17 protein-coding genes, 1 rRNA gene and 3 pseudogenes are annotated in these 24,606 nt (G+C 55.1%); 6 read left to right on the forward strand and 15 right to left on the reverse strand.

Going from position 1 to position 24,606, the window contains the following annotated elements; genetic code table 11:
* Positions 1-57: 57 nt before the first annotated feature.
* The 4 genes and pseudogenes from CBE74_RS23995 to CBE74_RS24015 all read right to left on the reverse strand — a co-directional run bounded on the left by CBE74_RS23995 (position 58) and on the right by CBE74_RS24015 (position 4,602).
* A 16S ribosomal RNA gene (locus tag CBE74_RS23995) occupies positions 58-1,578 on the reverse strand.
* A 729-nt stretch (positions 1,579-2,307) separates the two neighbouring features.
* Positions 2,308-3,357, reverse strand: a pseudogene (locus CBE74_RS24000) (hypothetical protein).
* A complete protein-coding gene (locus CBE74_RS24010; protein ID WP_087454729.1) occupies positions 3,350-4,231 on the reverse strand; it encodes an AAA family ATPase in 882 nt (293 codons plus the stop codon). Before CBE74_RS24010 ends, CBE74_RS24000 begins: the two are co-directional and overlap by 8 nt.
* The gene (locus CBE74_RS24015; RefSeq protein WP_087454730.1) at positions 4,228-4,602 is read right to left on the reverse strand and encodes a GntR family transcriptional regulator; all 375 of its coding nucleotides are present in this window, start codon (positions 4,600-4,602) and stop codon (positions 4,228-4,230) included. The genes CBE74_RS24010 and CBE74_RS24015 overlap by 4 nt, the downstream gene beginning before the upstream one ends.
* Positions 4,603-4,852: 250 nt before the next feature.
* Here CBE74_RS24015 and CBE74_RS24800 point away from each other — a divergent pair.
* Both CBE74_RS24800 and CBE74_RS24805 read left to right on the forward strand, forming a co-directional pair.
* Positions 4,853-5,429, forward strand: a pseudogene (locus CBE74_RS24800) (NYN domain-containing protein); the annotation flags it as partial.
* A 377-nt stretch (positions 5,430-5,806) separates the two neighbouring features.
* Positions 5,807-6,235 (forward strand): annotated as a pseudogene (locus tag CBE74_RS24805) (NYN domain-containing protein); the annotation flags it as partial.
* A gap of 91 nt (positions 6,236-6,326) precedes the next feature.
* Here CBE74_RS24805 and CBE74_RS24025 read toward each other — a convergent pair.
* Together CBE74_RS24025 and CBE74_RS24030 are read right to left on the reverse strand one after the other, a co-directional pair.
* Positions 6,327-7,235 (reverse strand): PspA/IM30 family protein, encoded by a 909-nt coding sequence (locus CBE74_RS24025; RefSeq protein WP_087454732.1) that lies wholly within the window; start codon positions 7,233-7,235, stop codon positions 6,327-6,329.
* Positions 7,236-7,954: 719 nt separating this feature from the next.
* Complete coding sequence (locus CBE74_RS24030) at positions 7,955-8,323, reverse strand: thioredoxin family protein (RefSeq protein WP_087454733.1); 369 nt, start codon at positions 8,321-8,323, stop codon at positions 7,955-7,957.
* Positions 8,324-8,548: 225 nt separating this feature from the next.
* On the opposite strand from CBE74_RS24030, the gene CBE74_RS24035 reads away from it, so the two are divergent.
* The 4 genes from CBE74_RS24035 (at position 8,549) to CBE74_RS24050 (ending at position 13,711) form a co-directional block, all read left to right on the forward strand.
* The gene (locus CBE74_RS24035) at positions 8,549-8,752 is read left to right on the forward strand and encodes a heavy-metal-associated domain-containing protein (protein ID WP_087454734.1); all 204 of its coding nucleotides are present in this window, start codon (positions 8,549-8,551) and stop codon (positions 8,750-8,752) included.
* A gap of 134 nt (positions 8,753-8,886) precedes the next feature.
* Complete coding sequence (locus CBE74_RS24040; protein WP_087454735.1) at positions 8,887-11,178, forward strand: heavy metal translocating P-type ATPase; 2,292 nt, start codon at positions 8,887-8,889, stop codon at positions 11,176-11,178.
* A gap of 301 nt (positions 11,179-11,479) precedes the next feature.
* Positions 11,480-12,040 carry a hypothetical protein gene (locus CBE74_RS24045; RefSeq protein ID WP_233426054.1) on the forward strand — a complete coding sequence of 187 codons (561 nt, stop codon included), beginning with the start codon at positions 11,480-11,482 and terminating at the stop codon, positions 12,038-12,040.
* Positions 12,041-12,358: 318 nt separating this feature from the next.
* Positions 12,359-13,711: an MFS transporter gene (locus CBE74_RS24050; RefSeq protein ID WP_087454736.1), complete on the forward strand. Its 1,353-nt coding sequence runs from the start codon at positions 12,359-12,361 to the stop codon at positions 13,709-13,711.
* 9 nt (positions 13,712-13,720) lie between these two features.
* On the opposite strand, the gene dnaB is transcribed toward CBE74_RS24050, so the two are convergent.
* The 9 genes from dnaB to CBE74_RS24095 form a co-directional block, all read right to left on the reverse strand.
* Entirely contained in the window at positions 13,721-15,199 is a 1,479-nt protein-coding gene (gene dnaB, locus CBE74_RS24055) for a replicative DNA helicase (protein WP_087454737.1), read from the reverse strand.
* A gap of 89 nt (positions 15,200-15,288) precedes the next feature.
* Positions 15,289-17,247, reverse strand: a complete 1,959-nt coding sequence (locus CBE74_RS24060) for a glycoside hydrolase family 15 protein (protein ID WP_087454738.1) — start codon at positions 17,245-17,247, stop codon at positions 15,289-15,291.
* Between the two features lie 648 nt (positions 17,248-17,895).
* The gene (gene rplI, locus CBE74_RS24065; RefSeq protein ID WP_013912605.1) at positions 17,896-18,348 is read right to left on the reverse strand and encodes a 50S ribosomal protein L9; all 453 of its coding nucleotides are present in this window, start codon (positions 18,346-18,348) and stop codon (positions 17,896-17,898) included.
* A 100-nt stretch (positions 18,349-18,448) separates the two neighbouring features.
* A complete protein-coding gene (locus tag CBE74_RS24070) occupies positions 18,449-19,018 on the reverse strand; it encodes a single-stranded DNA-binding protein (RefSeq protein ID WP_087454739.1) in 570 nt (189 codons plus the stop codon).
* Between the two features lie 144 nt (positions 19,019-19,162).
* The gene (rpsF, locus tag CBE74_RS24075) at positions 19,163-19,450 is read right to left on the reverse strand and encodes a 30S ribosomal protein S6 (protein WP_013242888.1); all 288 of its coding nucleotides are present in this window, start codon (positions 19,448-19,450) and stop codon (positions 19,163-19,165) included.
* A 321-nt stretch (positions 19,451-19,771) separates the two neighbouring features.
* Positions 19,772-19,954: a hypothetical protein gene (locus CBE74_RS24080; protein ID WP_087454740.1), complete on the reverse strand. Its 183-nt coding sequence runs from the start codon at positions 19,952-19,954 to the stop codon at positions 19,772-19,774.
* Positions 19,954-21,495: a glycosyltransferase family 87 protein gene (locus CBE74_RS24085; RefSeq protein WP_087454741.1), complete on the reverse strand. Its 1,542-nt coding sequence runs from the start codon at positions 21,493-21,495 to the stop codon at positions 19,954-19,956. Before CBE74_RS24085 ends, CBE74_RS24080 begins: the two co-directional genes overlap by 1 nt.
* 246 nt (positions 21,496-21,741) lie before the next feature.
* Positions 21,742-24,024: a transglycosylase domain-containing protein gene (locus CBE74_RS24090; RefSeq protein WP_087454742.1), complete on the reverse strand. Its 2,283-nt coding sequence runs from the start codon at positions 24,022-24,024 to the stop codon at positions 21,742-21,744.
* A 204-nt stretch (positions 24,025-24,228) separates the two neighbouring features.
* Positions 24,229-24,606 (reverse strand): DUF5318 family protein, encoded by a 378-nt coding sequence (locus tag CBE74_RS24095; protein WP_087454743.1) that lies wholly within the window; start codon positions 24,604-24,606, stop codon positions 24,229-24,231.

Consider the following 24,606-nt stretch of genomic DNA (forward strand, 5'->3'; position numbering starts at 1 on the left):
AAAATAAACAACAACAAACACCAACCAGTGAATGCTGGAAAAAATAAAACTCCTTAGAAAGGAGGTGATCCAGCCGCACCTTCCGGTACGGCTACCTTGTTACGACTTCGTCCCAATCGCCGATCCCACCTTCGACCACTCCCCCCAGAAAACTGGTTGGGCCATGGGCTTCGGGTGTTACCAACTTTCATGACGTGACGGGCGGTGTGTACAAGGCCCGGGAACGTATTCACCGCAGCGTTGCTGATCTGCGATTACTAGCGACTCCGACTTCATGGGGTCGAGTTGCAGACCCCAATCCGAACTGAGGCCGGCTTTCAGCGATTCGCTTACCCTTACAGGCTCGCAACGCGTTGTACCGACCATTGTAGCATGTGTGAAGCCCTGGACATAAGGGGCATGATGATTTGACGTCATCCCCACCTTCCTCCGAGTTAACCCCGGCAGTCTCTCATGAGTCCCCACCATAACGTGCTGGCAACATAAGACAAGGGTTGCGCTCGTTGCGGGACTTAACCCAACATCTCACGACACGAGCTGACGACAACCATGCACCACCTGTATACAAACCACAAGGGATAACGTATCTCTACGCCGATCTTGTATATGTCAAGCCCAGGTAAGGTTCTTCGCGTTGCATCGAATTAATCCACATGCTCCGCCGCTTGTGCGGGCCCCCGTCAATTCCTTTGAGTTTTAGCCTTGCGGCCGTACTCCCCAGGCGGGGCGCTTAATGCGTTAGCTACGGCACGAAAGTCGTGGAAGACCCTCACACCTAGCGCCCACCGTTTACGGCATGGACTACCAGGGTATCTAATCCTGTTCGCTCCCCATGCTTTCGCTCCTCAGCGTCAGTTACTGCCCAGAGACCTGCCTTCGCCATCGGTGTTCCTCCTGATATCTGCGCATTCCACCGCTACACCAGGAATTCCAGTCTCCCCTACAGCACTCAAGTTATGCCCGTATCGCCTGCACGCCCGGAGTTAAGCCCCGGAATTTCACAGACGACGCGACAAACCACCTACGAGCTCTTTACGCCCAGTAATTCCGGACAACGCTCGCACCCTACGTATTACCGCGGCTGCTGGCACGTAGTTAGCCGGTGCTTCTTATACAGGTACCGTCACAAAAAGCTTCGTCCCTGTCGAAAGAGGTTTACAACCCGAAGGCCGTCATCCCTCACGCGGCGTCGCTGCATCAGGCTTGCGCCCATTGTGCAATATTCCCCACTGCTGCCTCCCGTAGGAGTCTGGGCCGTATCTCAGTCCCAATGTGGCCGTCCACCCTCTCAGGCCGGCTACCCGTCGACGCCTTGGTAGGCCATTACCCCACCAACAAGCTGATAGGCCGCGGGCTCATCTCGTACCGAAAAAACTTTCCACCACACACACTAAAATGTGGTCCTATCCAGTATTAGACCCAGTTTCCCAGGCTTATCCCAGAGTACGAGGCAGATCACCCACGTGTTACTCACCCGTTCGCCACTCGAGTACCCCCGAAGGGGCCTTTCCGTTCGACTTGCATGTGTTAAGCACGCCGCCAGCGTTCGTCCTGAGCCAGGATCAAACTCTCCACAAAAAATCAGTCAAAAAAGACCAACCAGGCTTCGTGAAAAGCCCAACCAAAACTGGCAAAAAACAAACAACCAACAAAAAATAATCCATTGATCATTCATCAAAAAAATAATGAAAAAAGTAAAGCAAAAAACACTAGTGACCATCGATGCCTTGACGAGACAACACAACAATCACCACACACAACAACACCCCCATATAAAAGAATGCCCTTATGTGCTCATCCACACAGCAACCACACACAACCACAGGGATTCCCATGATCATTATGGTGGATAACCTGTTTCACAGGTGCTTTCACAACATTTTCTTGGCTACCAAAATCTTTTAACAAGCAAGCCATACTTGCCGGCCAAAGCGTGTTCACCGTGATCATCACATAACCATCATGTAACAATAAATGTGTGTCAGCGACAACAACCACACGTGGTTATCATCTACCATGTTGACTAATAAAAAATATATCTATAAGTACATTGGTACACTATTGAGTTCTCAAACAACACACCCACACCCACACACACCAACCATGTTGGTCTGTGATGACTGTAAGAATAATTTTTGTTTATCGCCTGCTTGTTTTCCTCTCGCCTTACACTCACTGATTCACAATCACCTTCGTGGTGTTTGCCTCTGTGAGGGGCGCTGTCGGTCGCGGCGACTTACATAAAGTTACACACCACTTACAGAACACACAAATCCCCAGCTCAGAACATGTTTTTTAAACAAAGAGTTAACTACTTAATCCGAGAAAGCGTTCCACTGCGCCCTGTTGTGGCTCTGCACGTCGGATAAGGATCCAAGCCAGGGCCAGAAGGACACCCACCATCAGAAGGCTTATGGCGATGATCGTCGTCGAGTTGAGGGAGTAGATCGCCGCTCCGATACCAATGCCCACGCAAAGTAGAAGCATCGTGCTTTTCCATTCGCTAAGAGGCGAAGCCATGACGGCGGCTACTGGAGCTAGCAACCCGATCACAACAATTAGCGCAGCTGGATGCACGACCGCCCCGGGAGCCACGATCTGCAATAGCCATACGAAGACAGCAGCAGGAAGGATCTGAGCCAGAGCCGCACACACCAGAAGTCGTATCCATGCGAATCGAGGTAGCAGCCCTAAAGCCAGCCATTCCCGGAATCCGGTTCGTATCTGCCATGAGTCCACAGCCACCATGACAACTCCGGAGACAACAAGGCCTACGAATCCCGCCGTGCTTTCAAGCGAAAAGAAGCTAAAGCTGACCCATAGCCCGCCAAGCCAGATGAAAAGAATTGCCCAGGTAAGAGCAAAAATGCCAAACACCCATCGGATAAAAGGCATCCACACCGAGGAAACCCGGCTCGACCTTTGTGCCTCCTCGCTATTGCCCTCGGGTCCTTGCGATAGCCGTTCTGCGTAATGACGCAAGGTAGATGTAGGCGATAACAAAATTGCAGCAGCTAGCACCACGGTCACCAGTGCAAGGGTCCAAGCGAGCGAGTGGGATTCCCTGCTCAAGATGACAGTGCTGAATGCGAGGTTTAAGGCGGCCACCGGAGCTGCAGTTATCCGTAGGTCGCGTCACCATGCAGCTCCGCCCAAGTCAAACGCTTGGTAGGTGGCAATAACGGGACACAGGGCTAGCTGCCAGATAATCCCGGCGACTTGGAAAAGGAGAAGGAGCACGATGTTCCAAAGATCTGCGAGAGCCCCAGTTATCGCACCGATATAGAAGAGCCCAGCTAGCAGAAGGTCAAGCTTTTTCTCACCAAGCCAGAGATACCTCAACCGAGTCTTAAGCATCATGAGCCTCCGTGAAAACAGCTTGTTCTAGCGTCACGCGCTGTACACGTACGCCATGTAGTTCGCTTACCGACGCCACCTCGTTATGCGTTGCCCTCACCAAGGCTTTTGTCACCCCAGATACGGTTTTTTGCATAATCACTTCCACGTTGAGCTCACTAAGAGCCAGGTCAATGGCCGTGGTTGTACCCATGAGCTCCACCACGGATTCTGCGATGTCGTCTGCTGCTCCGCCATCTGCAATCGCACCGTTACGCAGAATGAGAAGCTCGTCGAAAAGCCCGGCAGCTTCATTGAGGTGATGCGTGGACAAAATGAATGTGCTCGGATGTTGTTCCTGCTCGTGACGCAGCTCTTGGTAGAAGGCTTTGCGCTTGTATACGTCAAGGCCCAGGTAGGGTTCGTCGAGAAGCGTTAATTCGCAGCGTGCCGCAAAAGCCATGACAATACCCACGACGGCAGATTTTTGCCGTCGAGAGAGCGAGGAATAGCGCTTAGCGAGGGGGATTTCAAAGATCTCTATGAGTTCTTCACAGCGCTTCTGATCCCATCGCGGATAACGGCATGCGGCGAAAGCGAACAGCTTCCGGGGACTCCAGGACTGAGGAAGCGGTGCGTCGATACCCACCAGGACGGTCCTGTCCATGACTTTTTGATTATCAAAGGAGGGCTCACCAAAGACCTCCATGAGATCCTCGTGCGGAATTTGCCCCGCAATAATTCTTAAAAGTGTGGTTTTACCAGCAGCGTTAGCTCCCACGAGGCCATGGATGCGCTCGCCCTGCAGCTCAAAGTTAAGCCCAGCAAATACGGCATGTTTGCCATAGTCCTTCTTCAATTGAACACATTTAATAACAGTGTCTTGATAAGTCATGCGTAGAGTCCTCGGCTTTCAGCCACTCGGTCGATCAAGTTGTGCAGTTCAGCTCTGGGAATATCGAGTTTGACGGCCTCGTCCACCAGCGGCGCCAGAAAAGCCGCCGCAAATTCATCCCGCCTCCGAGCTCGAATGAGATCAGCTGCCCCTTCCGTGACAAACATCCCCAGGCCGCGGCGCTTCTCCAAAACGCCCTCTTCCACCAGAATCGCAAGCCCTTTGCGGGCGGTCGCGGGATTAATGGAGTGAAACGCAGCAAGTTCATTGGTGGATGGCGCACGCTCACCCGCAGCAAGAGAGCCATCCACAATCGAATCTTGAATGAGCACGGCTATCTGCTTGAACAAAGGTGCCGTTGTTTCATCCATTCAGCCCTCCTCCATGCCAGTTGGTTGGTTACTCATGTAACTAACCATATAACGAACCATCGGCAGCCACAACCCATGCACGCTTAAAAGCAACGACAGCGTGAAGCGACATCGGGCGAAAAATCCCACACCATACCGCGACAACCTTGGCTTTTGCAAAGTTGTATCGACTAATTAGGTGGGCATGATGCACACTAGAAGCACAAGACTTTTAAATTTTTAGAACAATGAAACGGATAAAACAGGAGCCATGCTTGAGCGCACACAGGTCTTCGTCGATACCTCATACCTACTCGCGAGCTTTTATAACTCGTGGGAAATCGGCGCTAGAGCCCAATTAGAAATCGATCTTCCCGAGGTCGTGGCAACCCTGGGGAACATGATCCAAAGCCAGCTAGGACAACCCGTACACCGCCAGCTGTGGTACGACGGCATCCCGGATTCCGGCCCACACCGCTATCAGCGAGCATTACGTACCTGCGATGGGGTCCAACTACGCGCCGGTCAGCTCATTGAGTGGGGCGAGCGTCGTACGCAAAAAGGCGTGGATACTCGCCTTGTAGCAGACATGGTGCTTGCAGGGGCGCGTCGAGAGTTCACTGACATCGTTCTCGTCTCTGGCGACGCTGACATGATTCCAGGCGTACAAGAAGCCGTTAATGCCGGCGTCCGCGTCCACCTCTACGGATTTGGTTGGGACTCCATGTCCTCAGCGCTGCGCCATTGCTGCGACTCCACGACCATCCTCGACCCCCGCGAAGACTTCACCGACTGCATGCAGCTGGAGATCCTCGAAGGTCCTCTGCCACCCGTTGTTCGCACTCACGCCGACGAATTGCCGCACGAGGGCGCCGAACACGTGGATACCATGGCAGTTCGCGATGATAGTGCGGCCCCCGGATTCCCAGTGGAAACCCCCGAGACCAGCGATCTCACCGACACTGCAGCGCCCCCAATGTTCCCCATGGGCTCCGCACTGCCGCACCGTCCCGGCGAGCCAGTCCTATCCGTTGAGGACTGCCTTGCAGAGACTCCAGAGGATCGTAGCCAGCCCATAGGTCATGCCAGCTACACGCCAGGCAAAGACCTCGATAAAGACAGCGTTAGCGACAAAGTTACCGACAAACCAGAAGTCATCAACGCCACAACCACAGAGCCGCCGAAGCCCGGCGCGCATCTGGGCGGCGATAATGCCTCAATCAAGATAACCTCCACCGTGGAGGAGTCAGTGGAGGTAACGCTCGGGCGAGCAGCAGCCGAGTCCGAGGACAAAGACTCCTCGCCTCGACCGACCCCCAGCCCATCCATGATGGCACCGCGGCGCAAACTCCGTTCCCGGTACGTCCCTCTGCCCAACGAGGTATGGTCCTCCGCTGGTTACCAGACGCCCTACGACGTGGGCCGTCAGTACGCCCTATGGTGGTACGACAATGCTGCAACACCTGAACAGCGCGATTCTGCCCACCTCTTGTCCGGAGGCGGGCTCCCCCCAGAGATCGACCGGCCGCTGCTGCAGTTCGCATGCGAAACACTCCACGAGTACACGCTCACAGAAGCTCAACGCGTGGGTCTACGCGACGGATTCCACTCCGGCATACGAGGGCTTCTAATCAACAACCAGAAGGAAAGCTAACGGGATTAGCTCACAAAACCGAACAAGGGGCTCATACTCCCCGCAGTGGAATTCTGCCGGAGTATGAGCCCCTTGGTTGTCCTGAGGTTAGTTACGCCCGATGAGAATTACTCAGCGGATTTTCTCCCTTAGCGCTTTCTTTTTCGCCTTTTTCGTCTTTTCCACCCGTCGAAGCTGCTTCCTTAGGAGCTTTGGAGGTCTCATCGGCTTCACCCTTAGGAGCCCCGTCTTCTGCTGGCTTTTCCGGCTCGGCATCCCCAGATTTCAGCTCTTTTGCCGGCTGCGCCGCTGCGTCTAGCTGTGCACGGATTTCCTCCAGCTTGGCAGAAGCACGCATGTCCGCTCCGGCAGCGTCAATTTCCTGGATCCGGTCTCCCATGGTGTTATGCATGAGTTCTTGGGCACCGAGCGCGTCAGCGTAGCGTCGCTCGATCTTCTCCCGAACCTGGTCTAACGATGGAACATCGCGGTCTGGATCGAGCGCGGTGATCTGATCCATCGCCTTGATTGAGGCCTCTTGCATCTTGGTCTGCTTGACCTGGCTCGACAGCTGGTCGATCTGACCAAGCTGCTCATGGAGGCGCGCCTCGGACTCCTTGACCTGCCGAGTCGCCTGCCCGGAGGCGGACACCGCCTGAGTGTGCAGGGCTTTGGTTTCCTCGATTTGCTGCTCAACGCTCACCAGCTGAGTCGCATAGATCTCTGCAACGTTGAGCGATTCTTGCTTCTTTAACGGATCGGCTTCATTATCGCTCACCTCGATAGCGTTGCGAGCCTTCTGCTGCAGGTCCTTTTGGTCCGTGAGCAGGCGGTTGAGCTTCATCTCCAGCTGGTTTTTATTACCAATCACCGAGGCAGCTTGCTCACTGATCTTCTGGTGCTGCTCCTTAGCGGCATCGGTAGCCTGCTTAATTTGCACCATTGGATCGGCATTTTCATCGATCTTCTGGTCCAAGGATGCAGTCAAGTACTTCCAACCTTTAGCGAATGGGTTTGCCATGGAATGCTCCTAGTCTGTTCCTCAAGTAAAAGAATCGCTTGTGAAAATGTGTGCGCCTTCAGCGAAAGCCAGATCATCTAGACCTTTGCTTATCGACGTCCACTAGCGGCACGTTACGGTCAGCCCTGCCCTCGACCTGTAGGCCGGGTACACTCCACAATTCTAGGTAATTCTCAGCGCTCCTGCCGGTAATTCGCTAACAGAAACCATCAGCCCATCCCCCAATAAAAGGCATCTTTTCGGATATATTCGCGAAGGTGACAGACACTTTCCAAAAGAATTTTCCCCAATCTGGGATTTACATTAAAAATTCCGACAACGCTAAAACCACGGAATATTCGCCATCTCCGACCATTTTTCCACTTTTCAAAAGAAGAATTTATATACCAAATATAGGTAACGTAGATTAAATTTTAGATTCCCGTAAGTTTAAGATCATTTCGTCGACAACCAGTGACATTCGCCTCTACGGTCGCCAAAGGTAGATTCTGGAATATAAGCGGCAAAAACAAAACGAACTTTTTAACGATTCCTCTTAATAGATCAGGAAGCCTTTCAGCGTCTCCCCGCGTAGCGAGCACAGCCAGCAGCAGCCTTTCCAGCAACGCTCAAAACCACAAAAGTAAGAGCCTGATTCCGGTAGTACAGCGGAATCAGGCTCTTAACGTTCATGCCATAACGCGGGAGATACGCGCGCCTATAACCGCGCGTTATTGCCTTTAAGCGTTATTATTCTGCTCGGCAATCTGACGCTTCACATCCTCCATGTCAAGGCCCTTGACCTGGCCAATAAGGTCTTCCAGAGCAGTAGCCGGAAGCGCACCGGCTTCGCGGTACACCAAGATCCCCTCACGGAAAATCATGAGCGTAGGAATCGACTGAATCTGCAAGGCAGCCGCAAGACCCTGGTTTGCCTCTGTGTCGAGCTTGGCAAAGACAGCGTCAGTGTGGTTCTCGGAAGCCTTCTCAAAAGTCGGCGCGAATGCGCGGCAAGGACCACACCGGGATGCCCATGCATCGACGATAACAATCCCGTCCGTGGTAACTGTCTGCTCGAATGTGTCTTCCGTTACATCAATCGTTGCCATTGCAATAACTCCTCACGGTTATTTGTCGTGTTCTAATGAAAGCCAACGAGTATCAATTCAACAATATTCCCGTGGGGTCTTGTTGGAGCAAAGCGCGGTAATAGCAACACAGTTACTAGCCCAGAACTCGCGGCAATACTTCTTGGGTAGCGTAGAAAGAGTGGCGCAACCTCTGAAGCCGGCCACTAAAGATGCGTTTTATTAAAAGATAAGGGTGAATATTCAATGACTAAGAGCTATTTTGTTGAAGGCATGACCTGCGCACACTGTGTTGCTTCCGTCACCGAGGAGGTCAACGAGGTTCCAGGCACTCAGGGCGTTGAGGTTGATCTTGAGACCGGCCGCCTTATTGTCACTGGCCAAGATTTCACCGACGCTGAGATAGCTGCAGCGGTCAAAGAAGCTGGTTTCTCCCTCAAAGAGCAGTAATTCTGCGGTATCCCCGGCGATGTAGCATTCACCACCCGCTACGTCGCCGGTTTTACTGTTTATAGGAATAGGCCAGCCTCCCCAATCGTTGGATAAAAGCATCAGGGTATAGAAGCGAGGTTAAGCATCCGGAAATGACTAACACCACCCCCATCGCACCAGTCACGATCGAGCTTGGTGTCACAGGCATGACGTGTACGTCCTGTTCAGGACGAGTGCAGCGCAAGCTCAACAAGTTGGACGGCGTGGAAGCCAGCGTGAATTTTGCCACGGAAACGGCTCAGGTGAGTTTCGACCCCGCTGAGATGACGTCGACGCAGCTCATCGACGTCATCCGTGGCGCCGGATACGACGCTTTTATCCTCGCCGATGAGACGCAGGGTGGCGTCGATAATGCCCCCGAGGCTGCAGTAGACGCTACTGAAGCGGCCCGCGATCACCACGCTGAAGAGCTTAAGAGCCGGCTCGTCTACTCCGCAGTGCTAGCCATCCCCGTGTTCGCGATGTCCATGATCCCCGCCCTACAGTTTGATAACTGGCAGTGGCTCTCCTTCGCGCTCGCGTCGCCAGTTTTCTTCTGGGGTGGGGCCCCCTTCCATAAAGCCACCCTAGCGAACCTCAAACACGGTTCTTTTACCATGGATACGCTCATTACCCTCGGGACGAGCGCAGCGTATGCATGGTCTGTGTGGGCCCTCTTTATAGGCAACGCGGGCGAACCCGGAATGCGGATGCACATGAGCCTCTCGGCCCATGCACACGGAGGCATGGATGAGATTTACCTGGAATCCGTTGCGGTTGTGATCGTGTTCTTGCTGCTGGGACGCTGGTTTGAGACACGAGCAAAGGGCCACAGCAGCGCGGCCTTGCGTGAGCTGCTTTCCATGGGAGCAAAAGATGCAGCGGTGCTTCGCGACGGACGCGAGATACGCGTACCCATCGGGGAACTCGCAGTCAACGATGTCTTTGTGGTGCGCCCCGGGGAGAAAATCTCCACGGACGGCGTAGTCGTGGAGGGGCACTCTGCCGTCGATGAGTCGATGCTCACCGGCGAACCCGTCCCCGTGGAGGTTATTCCAGGGTCAGCGGTGACCGGTGCCACCCTCAACACCTCGGGCAGGCTATTGGTGCGTGCAACACGCATTGGCGCGGAAACCACTCTGGCCCAGATGGGGCGGCTCGTTTCCGACGCTCAGGCTCGCAAAGCCCCTGTCCAAAAACTCGTAGATCGTATCTCCCAGGTTTTTGTCCCCGTCATCGTCGTCATAGCCTTGATCACCTTGGGAGTTCATCTGTGGCTAGGAAACCCCACGGCGGATTCTTTCGGCGCAGCGGTCGCAGTCCTCATTATCGCCTGCCCCTGCGCGCTAGGGCTAGCCACGCCTACCGCCTTGCTAGTAGGCACCGGCCGGGGCGCACAACTCGGCCTGCTCATTAAAGGCCCAGAAGTCTTAGAGTCCACACGCAAGGTGGACACAATCGTTCTGGATAAGACCGGAACGCTAACGCAAGGCACGATGACAGTCACGCACGTCTCTCCGGTAGAGCACTGGGCTACCCCCGAGATTCTGCGGTTTGCTGGTGCCGTAGAAAATGCGTCAGAGCATCCCATCGCCCGGGCAATAACAGCCGCTGCCCGCCAATCCGTTGCGACGGCCCTCCCCTCCGTTTCCGGTTTCAGCAGCACGCCCGGCGCGGGAGTCCACGGAATGGTCCTCGACGAGGAAGGGGTCGAACGTGAGGTGAGCGTGGGCCGCCTTAACAACGTAGCCCCCCAAAGCTCCCAAGAGATCGTCGATCTTGTGGCGACGGCGGAAGCCGCTGGCGGAACTGCCGTGGTGGTCACTGTGGATGGAAAACCCAGTGGGGTTATTACCGTTCAGGACGAGATCAAGGAAAGCGCAGTGGAGGCCGTCGACAAGCTACGAGGTCTAGGGCTTACTCCCGTGCTCTTGACGGGCGACAACCAGGGAGCAGCCAACGCAGTCGCAGAGCAGCTCGGTATTCAGACGGTTATCGCAGGGGTGCTTCCCGAAGGCAAAGTGACGACGGTTCGCACGCTGCAGGAGCAGGGCAAGGTAGTGGCCATGGTCGGCGATGGCATTAACGACGCCGCCGCCCTCGCACAGGCAGATCTGGGCCTTGCCATGGGCACCGGCACCGACGTAGCCATTGAGGCCGCCGACATCACCCTTATGAACGGCGATCCCCGCGCCATTGTCGACGCAATCCTGCTATCCCGTAAAACGCTTGCCACCATCAAAGGCAACCTGTTCTGGGCATTCGCCTACAACGTGGTACTGGTTCCAGTTGCCGCGGCCGGACTCCTCAACCCGCTGTTTGCGGGAGTGGCGATGGCATTTAGCTCAGTATTTGTGGTGAGCAACTCGCTACGATTGCGATCCTTCCAGGGCAGCGTGCGCTGACTCCTGGCGCAGTTATTGCCCATATTCATCCCCGTGCGAAACACATGATAGATCCCTGTTTCGCACGGGGATTGTGCCGTTCAAAAGGATGTTTACGGTGTTTCACGCCGTGCAATCGTTACCAAAAACAGGCCGTTATTATTTCAGCATTAAGTAAATTATTAACCCTTGCAATGCTTTCTTTAATGTAGATAATATGTCGTGAAACTTATTGTTTCGTCGACAGGAATTGTGATGCATTTGAAGAAACTAGAAACTTCACTCATTAGCACTCGCCACCGCCGTAGCTACCAGCTACTCCGTGGTACATACAGGAATCGCACAAGCCACCGAGGCAGAACACCTAGACGGCAACTGCATTCCCGTCACCCAAGGCGTCAGTGCTCAGCCCGCAGCCGACACAGGAGTCCTTTGCAATCTCCCCAGAGATATTCGGGTTGCCGATGAGAACAACTCCTCTTCCCGCGTGGTCAAGAAAGGAAAAGAAAATGGAAAGTACTACTACCTCATCGAGGTAATCCTCAAGGACAAAGACGGCCTTCCCGTTACTCGCGACTGGTTAGATGACGGAGATCGATTAGTACGCTATCTTGAGCTAACTCAGCACAACCCCGGCCAAGATTTTACATTTGAACGCTTCCGTAACGGCATAGACGGAGAGGGGCTGGTCTTTAAAGCGTCCTTTGATGCACTAGATACAAACGGCACAAAACCAGTCAAGCTTAAGTATCGCTCCGCGCAGGCACCCCACGGATCCTCACCACATGGACACGGCTTTATCCCCTGGCTCATCGGCGCTGGTGCCGGCATTCTGGCGCTTACCGGCTTGGGCTGGCTGTTCACCCATAAAGATCTTCCATAGATAAACCAGCACTCAGTCCTTTGCGCTGATCAACAGTGGTTTTTAACAAAAGCCCATGTAAAGAACCCTCCGTTCGTCAGCCTAAAAAGCGCCATTTTAGTAGTGTTTACGTATTTATCTTTGTGAAAGACACAATAAGCTCTAGGAAAAGTGGCAAAAATCTCTAGCGAGCTTTCCTTATAAAACTTGTATCGCTTCTCACACTGTGGTGTTGTTGGGAAATAAAGTGACCGCTGCATACCTCTTGGGTGCAGCGATCATCCTTTTCTCGCAAAAGTGGATACCCCTCTTTTCTTCGTGCGCCTGGAGAACACACCTATGCCCAGCTCAGCTTCCGTCTCTGCAGATCGTCTGACTAGAAACGACAGACTTGATCGGCTTCCGTTCACTCCAAAACATCGCCGGTTGCTATGGGGGTCCGGCGTTGGCTGGGCCCTTGATGCAATGGACGTGGGGCTCATCTCGTTTATTATGGCGGCCCTCGTTTCACACTGGGGCTTGAACCATACGCAAACATCATGGCTGGCATCGGCAGGATTCATCGGAATGGCGATCGGCGCTACTTTTGGTGGTTTGCTGGCAGACCGCTTCGGTCGTCGGCATATTTTTGCTATCACGTTGCTGATCTATGGGCTTGCTACTGGCGCTTCGGCGCTATCCATGAGCCTGGGCGTGCTGATCGCGTTCCGCTTTATCGTCGGGCTCGGGCTTGGCGCAGAGCTACCTGTAGCGTCCACGCTGATTTCCGAGTTCTCCCCACGGGTTATCCGGGGCCGCATGGTTGTGGCGCTCGAAGCTTTTTGGGCACTGGGGTGGATTGCTGCGGCGTGCATCGGCGCCTTTGTCATTAGCGGTTCCTCCAACGGCTGGCGTTGGGCCTTAGCATTGGGTTGCGTCCCTGCGCTTTACGCTATTTATGTGCGCCTAGGGCTGCCTGAATCGGTTCGCTTCCTTGAGGCTAAGGGGCGTCACGACGAAGCCGAGCAGGTTGTGCGTTCTTTTGAACAAAGCGCCGAAAAAGATGGCTGCGATCTAGCTCAGCTGAAGGAACTCCCCCACGCTGATAGGGAAGACGACGCGGGAGAAAACCAGGGCATCTTTTCCGGTATGTACCGGAAGCGCACCGTTGCGTTGTGGATTATTTGGTTCTGCATCAACCTCTCTTACTACGGCGCCTTTATCTGGATCCCATCGCTGCTTGTCTCTAGCGGTTTTCCGCTGGTCAAGTCCTTTGAGTTCACGCTGATCATCACACTAGCTCAGCTTCCGGGATATGCCGTGTCCGCATGGTTGATCGAAAAGTGGGGCCGTCGCTCTACGCTGGTGCTCTTTCTTATTGGTTCTGCGTGCGCCGCGGGGTTCTACAGCGTATCGAGCACAGAGACCATGATCATCATGGCGGGATGCTGCTTGTCCTTCTTCAACCTTGGCGCTTGGGGCGCTCTCTACGCCATCGGGCCCGAGCTGTACCCGTCTCGTATGAGGGGCGCTGGTACCGGGGCTGCCGCTGGCTTTGGCCGCATCGCCTCTATCATCGCCCCCCTCATCGTGCCGCCCATCGTAGCTATCGGTGGCACCATGGCACTCTTCGTTCTTTTCGGCGCTGCTTTTGCCATCGCAGCTGCCGCCACCCTCTTACTGCCGGAGCAAAAGGGTAAGGCGCTTACATAAAAGAGCGAGTTAACCGCGGGCCATATCAACAAACCGTGAGTAGTGCAGCTGGTGGGCTACCTGCACGGTATCAATCGGCCCGCCACGGTGCTTGGCCAGGATAATGTCGGCTTCTCCGGCGCGCTCGTTTTCCTTGTCCTGCGAGTCTGGGCGATAGAGAAGCATAACCATGTCGGCATCCTGCTCCAGGGAGCCCGACTCACGGAGGTCCGCGAGCTGGGGACGTTTGTCGGTACGCGACTCAGGGCCACGGTTGAGCTGGGAGATAGCGATCAGAGGGACGTCGAGTTCTTTAGCCAATAGCTTTAGTTGACGGGAGAACTCCGAGACCTCTTGCTGGCGCGACTCTACCCGACGGCCAGAGCTCATGAGCTGCAGGTAGTCCACCACGATCATCTGTAGATCGTATTTCTGCTTCAGCTTTCGCGCCTTCGAGCGAATCTCCATCATGGTGAGGTTGGCGGAGTCGTCGATAAAGATAGGTGCCTGCTCAATCTGGCCGACGCGAATTGCCAATTTAGACCAGGCGGCGTCGTCAAGCTTGCCCGAACGCATGTCGGAGAGCCGGACCTCCGCTTCCGCAGAGATCAAGCGCATAGCGATCTCGGATTTTGACATTTCTAGGGAAAAAATCACCGCGGTTTTTTCATTCTTAATCGCACAAGAGCGCACAAAGTCCAACGCCAGCGTGGATTTACCCACACCAGGTCGAGCCGCAACAATGATCATCTGGCCGCCATGCAGACCGTTGGTGAGGTTATCCAGGTCAATGAATCCGGTGGGAACGCCCATGGCTAAGCCACCGTGGGCTGAAATATCATCCAGCTCTTCCATCGTGGGACCAATGATGTCCCCCAGCACCGTGTAATCCTCAGCGCTGCCTTTCTGATTGACCTTGAAAACCTCTTGTTGCGCAAGGTCAATCACAGACTCGATCTCAGCGCCCTCAGTACCTTCATAGCCAAGCTGTACGACGCGCGTCCCGGCGTCGACAAGCTGGCGCAATAAGGCTTTCTCCGCAACGATTTCCGCGTAATAGCGGGCGTTAGCAGCAGTGGGGACAGAAGAGATCAGGGTATGCAGGTACGGTGCCCCGCCCACTCGCTCCAGATCGTTGTTACGATCAAGGCGCGCGGCGACGATAACCGGGTCGATCTCTTTGTTGTCGGAGAACAAATCGATCATCGCAGAGTAAATCAACTGATGCGCCGGGCGATAAAAATCTTCTGGAGTTAAAACCTCCACAATTTCTATCACCGTCTGAGGGCTCAGCAGCATGGCCCCCAGAACGCCTTGCTCAGCCTCCACATCATGCGGAGGCTGGCGGAACTCGCTCGTGGGAGCAGCCTCTCGACGCCGAAGGGAATAGGATCGCCCCTCTCCATCCGGCATACGCGGCGCATAGACCCCTACGTCGCTTGGGGCATCCTCGTCACTGGGAGGAACGTAGGCATCATCATCAAAACTTGGCGAGATTCCCGAGGTCATGGAGTCATATCACCTATTTCCCTGCTCGTTTTCATCATCGCGCGCATAGACACGACGCTCACCTACTCTACCCCCAAGTACATCAGCTCTTAGTCACCCCTGCCCTTCTTATGCCGCTCTATGGCATCAACAGCGCGGATAAGCCCAAGATGGGAAAAGGCCTGCGGGAAGTTTCCAGCCAGTCTCTGCGCCTGCGGATCATATTCCTCACTGAGCAACCCTAGATCATTGGCATATGCAGCCACGCTATCCAGGCGTTGCTGAGCTTCTTCTATCCGGCCAGACATGGCGTACTGCTCAATCAGCCAGAACGTACAGATAAGGAACGGATACTCATGGCCGGAAAGACCATCAATTCCGCCGTCGGTGCGGTAGCGGTACACCAGCCCATTGGAATCGACCAGCTGTTTCTCAATCTGGGCAACTGTGCCCAGCATGCGTGGGTCATCAGCAGCCAAGAAACCAGTGTGCGGGATCTGCAGCAAAGACGCATCCACGTGCGTGTTCTCATAGGCCTGGGTAAAGGATCTCAGCTCCTCGTTATAGCCACGCAGCAGCAACTCGTCCCGCAGACTGTCGCGGTGATAGCGCCACACGTCTGCGTCGCCGTCTAGCCCGTATTCTTCTACTGCCCGAATCCCCTCGTTAAAGGCGGCCCACATCATGACCCGACCATGCGTGAAGTAATGCAGGTCCCCGCGCATCTCCCAGATGCCGTGGTCCTTCTGGTGAATATTCGTGATCGTATAATCCAGTAGTTTCTTTTGCAGCCCCCAAGAAAACTCATCCTCGGGATAACCGGCGTCGCGTAGCTTGGCGAGCGCAAGCATTACCTCGCCCACCACGTCCGCCTGATATTGCCCTGCCGCTCCGTTACCGATGCGTACCGGACGCGAGTTCTCATAACCCGCCAGGTGGTCGAGTTCACGTTCCTCTAGCTCACGTTCTCCGCCCAGGCCATACATAATCTGCAGATTTTCTACGTCGCCCGCGACCGCTCTTAGCAGCCAATCTCGCCAATTCATCGCGCCTTCTACAAACCCATGCGCGACCATCACCTCGACGGTCAGCGCGGCATCGCGCAGCCAGGTATAGCGGTAATCCCAGTTGCGCTCCCCACCAAAGTCCTCGGGAAGCGACGCAGTAGGGGCTGCCACGATGCCACCGGTATCTGAGTGGGTGAGCGCACGCAAAACTAAAAGCGAACGACGCACGAGATCACTCCGCGTATCGCCTACGTCGAGATGCCCAATCCAGTGCTGCCAGAATTCCTTGGTCACGTCAAAAGCCGTATCGGCCTTAACCGGCACTGGTGTTTCCTGCCACGAGGGGAACCAGGTCATAGACCAATCGAGTTTTTCTCCCGCTTTCAGAGCAAAATCTCCGACCAGACGAGGCGCCACAGAACCCTGCCCGGAATGATCGTGGTCCTCATCCGGCTCAGTGGTGTCATAAAGCAACGGGCCGGCGATAAGAAGCCCATCGGGGCCCGCAACACAAAGCAGCGCGGGATCCTCGGTCTCGGGGATGGTGATTTGCCTGAACCATGGCAAAGCACGGGCATAGCTAAAACGCACGCGGAGATCGTGGGAAACCGTCACTTCGCCTTCCAAGCATTCCACGCTGCGGATCAGATCAGCTTGCACTGTCGACGGCGGCAGATAGTCGAGTACCCGAGCTTTCCCCGTCGGGGTCTCCCACAGGGTTTCCAGGATAAAGGTGTCCGGGATATAGGAACGCGACGTGACCACGCCATGGCGCATAAACAGCTTCCAGCGCCCGTCGTCTGGGGTCCCCAACAATGCCGCAAAAACTGAAGGGGAATCGAATCTGGGTAGACACAACCAGTCCACGCTGCCGTCGCAAGAGACCAGCGGTCCGGTCTGCAGATCGGAGAGCAACGCATAGTCCTCAAGCGGGGTAGAGCGGTGTCTATTTCCGCTTATCGTATGGTGCTTCTCCGCGAAGGCTAGCCCAGGCTCCAGCGCCTTATCGCGTGGCACATCATGTTTGCCTGGGTCGTTGTGGTCTTCCTTAGCAATTCCCATAGTCCCTTTTTACCTATGCTGCTTCTCCTCTGCTTGGCCCTTGATTCTTCTCATAGAAAGTCACCTCTCAGGTTTTCACTTCCGGCCCTATTCCCACTACCCCCGCACATGGTGAAATATGCAGCATCATCACCGAGTTATCCACAGGGTTATTCACAACCTCTGTGACTAGAGAAAAGAATCACTGCTCAGTTATCCACAGACCTTGTGGACAAATTGTGGATAACTTTGACCTATGGTGAAGAATTTTTAAAAACTAGCAGCTCAAAATACCTTTTTACTGTTGTTAATGGTTTACATAACAAAAATAAATCCGGTGCATAACTCCCTTAACCTGCATATTTGACATGGGTTATCCACAGCATATAAAGCAGCATTATTGCCCTGAGCTGGCAATTTGCTGTGAATGTTTTTCACAGCTCTCAACAGCTCCGACAAGCGGGGGTAATTTCACGCATTATGCAAGTCTCACGCAGCGCTTTTAAGGTCGGATAAATATCCCCAAAGGCCATCACTGGCAGCATCTCTGCTACCTGTGGAATCTTGAAAAAGCCTGCGGGCCCCGTCCCATCCATGTGGATGAAGCGGGGACCGCAGGTTGCTGTTGTCGTTGGGCTAGTCAGAGCTAGCCGTCGTCAGGCGCGCTTGTTAGGCGGCGACGACCTCGAAGTTAACCGTTGCTGCGATGTCGGAGTGCAGCTTGACGTTCACAGAGAACTTGCCGATGGACTTAACCAGTCGCTTCGACAGCTCGATGGAACGCTTGTCCAGGTTCGGACCGCCAGCCTTTTTAACGGCAGCGGCAATATCCTCGGCGGAAACAGAACCGAAGAGCTTACCCTTCTCAGAGGTCTTCACTGCTACGGTGACACCCTCAAGTGCCTCGAGCTGTGCTTTGACCTCACGTGCATGGTCCAGATCGCGAATAGCGCGAGCTTCCTGGGCACGCTTGATGCCCTCAATCTGCTTCTCTGCGCCGCGGGTGGCTACGATGGCCAGGCCGCGAGGAAGCAGAAGGTTACGTCCGTAGCCGTCCTTAACCTCAACGATGTCACCAGGGACACCGAGGTTTTCAACGGCAGCGGTGAGGATCAGCTTCATGATCCCTGCCTTTCGTGGTACTAACCGAGTCCCGATCTCAGGAGACCGAAGCGGCTCGGTGAAGTGTGATTAAAGTTGATACGTGGTGTTGAACTGGCCGTTAGAATGGCGGCTCAGCGTCAGCACCGCCGAATCCACCTGCTGGCGGGGCGCTGCTCCACGGGTCATTAGCCGGTGCGGAGTTTTGGCTGCTCTGTTGGCCACCGCCGAATCCACCTTGGGATCCGCCGTTGCCACCAAAGCCACCGCCTGAGTTTCCACCGAAGTTGCCGCCACCATAATTTCCGCCGTTACCGCCCTCACGAGGGTTACGGTTCATGCTTGCCGACGCGTACCGCAAGGATGGGCCGACCTCGTCGACCTCAAGCTCCATAACGGTGCGCTTTTCACCCTCACGAGTCTCGTAAGAGCGCTGGCGCAAGCGCCCGGTAACAATCACGCGCATGCCCTTAGTCAAGGACTCTGCGACGTTCTCTGCGGCCTGGCGCCACACGTTGCATTGCAGGAACAAGGCCTCGCCATCTACCCACTGGTTTGACTGAGAGTCATACCGACGTGGAGTCGAGGCGATACGGAAATTGGCAACCGCCGCACCAGCTGGGGTGAAGCGAAGTTCCGGGTCAGCAACTAAGTTGCCAACGACCGTAATGTTGACGTCTCCTTGAGCCATTGTCAGCCTTTCTTTACAACGTCAGCGCCATAAAATATGTGTGACGTTTTGGTGTTCTTCTGTGGAAAGCGGGATTCGCTTGCGCTAGATGAAACTTTCTGCGCGAAGAATAATCTGCTTAGCGACTAACAGCCGCCAACCGGATTACTTATCGCCACGCAGAACCTTGGTGCGGAGAACGCCATCGTTCAGGTTCAACACGCGGTCGAGCTCCAGAACGGTTGCAGACTCGCAGTTGAGGTTGAGAACAGCGTAGATGCCCTCTTCCTTCTTGGCGATCGGGTAGGCCAGACGGCGCTTACCCCAGATATCAACCTTTTCCACGGTGCCGTTTTCTTTGCGGACGATCTCGAGGAACTTGTCCAGGGACGGGGCAACAGTGCGTTCATCCTGGGAAGGATCCAGAATGATCATGACTTCGTAGTGACGCACGGACCTCATCACCTCCTATGGTCTTGTATTTTTAAAGTTCGGCCACACCCCGGTTGGATGTAGCAGGAGGGTCGTTGCGTCAGCAACCGTTCAAAGATACCCCACCAACTACCAAAAGTCGATTCTTTTCAGCAGTTTTGTGGCCGAGGCCATCGCTCAAAGGGAAACGTGAACAGAAAATAATTGCTGGGCACAACGAGCCTGTCATTAGCAAGCACATCTCAGTGCTTAAGCCAACCGTCACAGCGTAGCCTCTTTGGACTCGTTACGCAGAACCCGCCGCGATGAGCCCGCCACAATCTAGTCGTTGCGCACAGCGACTTACACAGCCACCGAGATCGCAAGAACCACGGGAATAACAGTGATGAGGAGAACCGCGATAGCAAAAAGCGACCAGGTCAATTTTCCGGGTTTTCCATAGGAATAACTGGCAAAAGCGCCGGTAAAGAACGCAAAGCCGAGGAACACACTCGACATGGTGGCAATCATGATGGCAGTAGACATCAGCTCTTCATCGCCTCTCGCTCAATTGTCTTGTCGGGTTGGGGGTGCTTTGGACTCAATGCCCACCTGTCTTGGCACCCAAAAGGTCCAGCCAGCGCCAGCGGGTCGCACCCGTCGTGATCGCGACTCACCTTATCCACCGATTTTCCGAGCATCTGGCGAATCACCAATGCCACGATAATAAGAATCAAACCATCTCGACCAAGAATGAAAAGATCGAGTAACCCCGCCGGAGCCCCCTTGTTCTCAGCTCCAAGAAGGTGCCACATGAGGATGGTCCAGGTGGCGGCGTCGATAAGCCCCCAAGCAAAAATCAACCGCCAATAAGGCAGCGCAAGGACCGCGAGCGGAACCAGCCACAACGAATACTGCGGACTCCACACCTTATTAATCAAGAGGAACGCCGCAACGATAAGAAAAACAAGTTCTGCAACCCTGGGTCGCCTACGCACGCATAACCCTAAAACGGCAATGCCCACGCACGCCGCAATGAACAACAGCAGAGTCACCATGTTGAGGTCTGTCGGGGTCTTCCCCGCAGGATCCAGGCCAGACCATCCCAATTCCCGAGAAAGCACAGCATAAATGGTGGTCCATTCCCACCCGCGCTGAGAGTTAAGCCGCAGGAACTCACCCCAGGCGTTGGGATAAGCAAGCATCACGGGGACGTTAATAACCAGCCACGTGGCCAGTGCTCCCGCAACAAGGACACACCAAGCTCGTAGTTTTTTGCTCCGCAGCGCCACGATCAACAATGCGCCGAGCAGGAAAGCCGGCCACAGTTTGAAGGAGGTGCCCACGCCGATCAATATGCCTGTGGTCACCAGATGGTGGCGTCGAAAAGCTACGAGCGCCCCTATAGCCGCAGCGATCGCGAGAATGTCCCAGTTAGTAAAAGCATGAACAACAACAAGGGGCGACGCAGCAACCAGCACCACATCCCACACGCGATTTCCCGCCAGCTCCGCGAGCATCGCCACCACCGCTGCCCACAGCACTGCCATAGTCAGCGCAGTAATGGTGAAGTAGAAAGAGACCTCAGGGACACTAGGGAACAGCGCATGAATGGCCGGATACCCCAGCCGAGTGATCGTTGCCATGATCCATTGGAAGATTCCCGTCAACACGGGATATTCCATGTATCTAGTAACGCCATTTTCCTGCCAGGAATACGAATAAGGGAAGCCCGGTTGGTCTAATCCACGCCCGCTGTAGAGCGGAATAATATCCGTGTAGCAAGCGGAAACATACTGTTTGTTACCGGACCAATCCAGCTGGGCTGTGCCGGCGACCTCGTTTCCGTGGAGACAGTTGGCCTTTGCCATGTACGCGAGACTGAGAAAGCTCAGGGCGACGGTCACGAGCAGGCGCAGGGGTGTCCACCAGCGTTGTGTCCCTACCTGGGAAAATCTCCCCAAAGGTCCGCCCAGAAACTCCGTAAAACTACGCGCGATGGGTTCGCTGCGGCCAGGGGAAACCCGAGAGTGAGGGTTACCAAGTGTTAGGGCACCTCGTCTAGCGCCTCTTCGCTCCTTAGTCATCGCTGGTGTGGATTCCCTTCGGAAAGAATGTCCTGCATAGAGCGCGGCCTGTGTCACGCGTATCTATACAAATAATCGTGTTTTTATCTCCCAACGGTAGTGCATTACCGACGCACACCGTCGTACGTGCAAGGCCTGCTCGCATACAACAACTCTCCACCGCGATCTGCACTCGTGGTGCAGAACTTTGCGATGGAGAGTTAATTCTGCGCATTACTCACAGGACTTAGCAAGACCTAGCCGAGCTTAGCCACCAAGCAGCGGAAGCAGGAGATCAGGGAGAAGACCTCCGCCACCACCTGGCGCTGCAGGAGGTTGTCCGTCAGGAGCTCCCGGCACTGCTGGGGCCCCAGGGGCTTGTCCGTCAGGGGTCGGGGCTTCTTCTGGTTTAGGCTCATTGCGGCGCGTAGTGGCCACAGGCGGCGGCGCGTAGGTGTACTTGCCGCTAGCCCAACCGATGGATTCTGCGGCCTTGAACTTCTCCACGCTCTTGCCTTGGAGAGAGTTATCTTCGATGTCTTTCCACAGCTCTGCCGGGAGGTTCGAGCCGTACATCAGACCGCCCCACGAGTTAAGCAGCGGGGAGTTGTCAGAGGTTCCAGCCCACACTGCCGTCGCCAGCTGTGGGGTGGCACCGAGCATCCATGCGTCTTTGTTGGAGCCGGTATCCCCGAGCTGTGTGGTACCCGTCTTGGCAGCAGAAGGACGTCCCCCTGCGAGACTATTGCCGTTGGACCACGCTGCGATCGGTGCCATGGCGTCAAGGACGTTGGTCGCCACTTTTTCGGAGACGCGGCGTTCGCCGTCGGACTTTTCGTGCTGATACAAGACTTTGCCGTCGACGGTCTCGATTTTCTCCACAAAGTATTCTTTGTGCCAGACACCGTAGTTAGCCAAGGTGGCCATCGCGTGCGCCATGTCCAGAGGGCGCGACTGGTACTGACCCAGAATGACGCCCTCATAGGGCTGGTTTCCGTTCTCGGTCAGGGTCTTTTCAATCCCCGGCAGCGAACGCGCTACGCCCAACGCGTGGGCCATATCGGCGGTGTCCTGGCTACCGTTTTTCAGATCTCCCTGTAGACGAAGGAAGCTAGTGTTGTAGGACTTCTTCAGGGCTTCCTTAATGGTGCAGCTACCACAGCCCTGATCAACGTTTTTCACGGTGATGCCGCCAGGCAGAGTGAAGGGATCTGAGCTGTAATACGCAGACGTTGGAATTCCTTGTTGCAGCGCTGCTGCGAGCCCAAAGATTTTAAAGGTCGAACCGGTTTGCAGCGGAGCGTTGGCGTAGTCATATCCACCAGCGTCTTCTCCGCCGTAGTAAGCGCGCACCGCGCCGGTGCTTGGCTCGACGCTCACGGCGGCCACGCGAGTCTTTGCCTGCTCGTCCGCCAGGTTCTTCTTGACCGCATCGACGGTGGCCTGCTGAGCCTTTTGGTCAATGGTGGTGGTGATGCGTAGGCCCAGCGTTTGGACCTCATCTTCCGTGATTCCCAGGCTTGTCAGTTCCGCCATAACCTGGTTCTTGATCAGACCGTTTGTGCCGTCAGCCTCGGTGTATGCCTGGTTGAGAGCGGGGTCGATGGTGTCCGGATAGACCAGCCCGGCGCGCTCATGGGGGTCGAGCCAGCCAGAGCTCACCATGCCGTCGAGGACGTAATTCCAGCGCAGTTCAGATTCTCCGCGGTTGGTCCAGGGGTCAAGTTGACTTGGGCGCTGGATGGCCGCAGCGAGTACTGCAGATTGCGCAACGTTGAGATCGGAAGCAGGGATCCCAAAGTAGGCGCGTGCCGCAGAGTCGATGCCGTAGGCGTTGCGTCCAAAGTAGATGGTGTTGAGGTAAGCGCTGAGGACTTCGTCTTTGCTCCATTCATTAGCCATTTTGACGGAGTAGACGAGCTCCTTTACTTTGCGCATATAGGAGTAATCGTTACCCACCACCATGTTCTTCACGTATTGCTGGGTGATGGTGGATCCGCCACCGGCTGATGGATTGCCGGTGAGTTGGCCGATGATAGCGCGCCCGAAACCGGTGAAGGAGAAGCCTGAGTTGGTGTAGAACTCGCGGTCTTCTGCCGCTAAGACAGCGTGGCGGGTTACTTCTGGTACCTGTTCAATGGGCACTTGGGTGCGGTTGCCGTCTGGTGGGACGATTTTTGCAAGCTGGGTTTCACCGTCAGAGGCAAAGATCTGAGAAACCTGTTTGGTTACCAGCTCGCTTGGCTCTGGCACGTCGGTGACTATGTAGGCCGCTGCGAAAGCCACGAATGGTGCGATCACGAGCGCCGCGATGGTGGTCAGGATCGTGGGCTTCACCCATTTTGGCCGAGCTTGAGGCTTGGCTTTTTTGGGGCGCGAGTTGCGGGTGCGCGCGCCGGCAGCGGCTTTGCCCGCGGGGCGTCCAGGCTTCTTTTTTTGCGGCTGGCCAGAGCGGCCTGCGGGGCGCTTGGCTTTAGCGTTGCCCTTGTTGGCATCCGATGAGCCGTTGTTCGGCTTTCTTGATGCCTTGTCCTTATCTGAATCTGCCAACTGACTTGTGCTTCCTTGTTATTTATCTTTGTGCAGTGAAACTTGTAGTCACGTTATTCAAACTTTACTGCTCATTCCGCGCTATCACTAGGTCCCACGCGTACGCAGCGCCAGCGGCTCCACGCGACTGGTTGCTAAAAGAGCGTATCGACGCCCACCCAACTGCGCCGTTCACTTAGAGCTTAAGGGCAGGTCACCAGGGGTTTATGTGCGCTTGTTACCGTCGTCTGAGGCGGTCACAGAGCGCAGCAAGTGGTTCCATTTGCACGCTGCGCAGACCCCTACAGTGTGGACCGTAAATTCTTTTCCTTGTGCAGCAAATTCACCTATCTCCTCAAGGCTGCGCGCACTTCCGGAAGCCCGCCCGAGCTCCTCGCCATAAACCCAATAGACGGTCCTAAGGTCAGGGTCTTCACAAATTGGGCAGGGGCGGTGTGCTGGTTCGCCGTGAAATCGTGCGGCCGCGACGAGAAGGAAGTCGGCGTCGCATAGCGAATCTGTGGTGATCGCGCCTTGTTTCCACAATCCAAGGCTGTGCCGACGATCCCATTGATGCGATACTTCGTTTCTGAAGACGAGCAT

It is taken from the genome of Corynebacterium silvaticum, from assembly GCF_002162115.2.
In the GTDB taxonomy this organism is placed as follows: domain Bacteria; phylum Actinomycetota; class Actinomycetes; order Mycobacteriales; family Mycobacteriaceae; genus Corynebacterium; species Corynebacterium silvaticum.

What these genes read in the sequence shown, in the direction of transcription:
- CBE74_RS24025 (WP_087454732.1), bottom strand. Translation starts at nt 7,235, where the DNA reads ATGGCAAACCCATTCGCTAAAGGTTGGAAGTACTTGACTGCATCCTTG.
- CBE74_RS24040 (WP_087454735.1), top strand. Translation starts at nt 8,887, where the DNA reads ATGACTAACACCACCCCCATCGCACCAGTCACGATCGAGCTTGGTGTC.
- CBE74_RS24030 (WP_087454733.1), bottom strand. Translation starts at nt 8,323, where the DNA reads ATGGCAACGATTGATGTAACGGAAGACACATTCGAGCAGACAGTTACC.
- CBE74_RS24085 (WP_087454741.1), bottom strand. Translation starts at nt 21,495, where the DNA reads ATGACTAAGGAGCGAAGAGGCGCTAGACGAGGTGCCCTAACACTTGGT.
- CBE74_RS24060 (WP_087454738.1), bottom strand. Translation starts at nt 17,247, where the DNA reads ATGGGAATTGCTAAGGAAGACCACAACGACCCAGGCAAACATGATGTG.
- dnaB (WP_087454737.1), bottom strand. Translation starts at nt 15,199, where the DNA reads ATGACCTCGGGAATCTCGCCAAGTTTTGATGATGATGCCTACGTTCCT.
- CBE74_RS24015 (WP_087454730.1), bottom strand. Translation starts at nt 4,602, where the DNA reads ATGGATGAAACAACGGCACCTTTGTTCAAGCAGATAGCCGTGCTCATT.
- CBE74_RS24035 (WP_087454734.1), top strand. Translation starts at nt 8,549, where the DNA reads ATGACTAAGAGCTATTTTGTTGAAGGCATGACCTGCGCACACTGTGTT.
- CBE74_RS24070 (WP_087454739.1), bottom strand. Translation starts at nt 19,018, where the DNA reads ATGGCTCAAGGAGACGTCAACATTACGGTCGTTGGCAACTTAGTTGCT.
- rplI (WP_013912605.1), bottom strand. Translation starts at nt 18,348, where the DNA reads ATGAAGCTGATCCTCACCGCTGCCGTTGAAAACCTCGGTGTCCCTGGT.
- CBE74_RS24050 (WP_087454736.1), top strand. Translation starts at nt 12,359, where the DNA reads ATGCCCAGCTCAGCTTCCGTCTCTGCAGATCGTCTGACTAGAAACGAC.
- CBE74_RS24080 (WP_087454740.1), bottom strand. Translation starts at nt 19,954, where the DNA reads ATGTCTACTGCCATCATGATTGCCACCATGTCGAGTGTGTTCCTCGGC.
- CBE74_RS24095 (WP_087454743.1), bottom strand. Translation starts at nt 24,606, where the DNA reads ATGCTCGTCTTCAGAAACGAAGTATCGCATCAATGGGATCGTCGGCAC.
- CBE74_RS24010 (WP_087454729.1), bottom strand. Translation starts at nt 4,231, where the DNA reads ATGACTTATCAAGACACTGTTATTAAATGTGTTCAATTGAAGAAGGAC.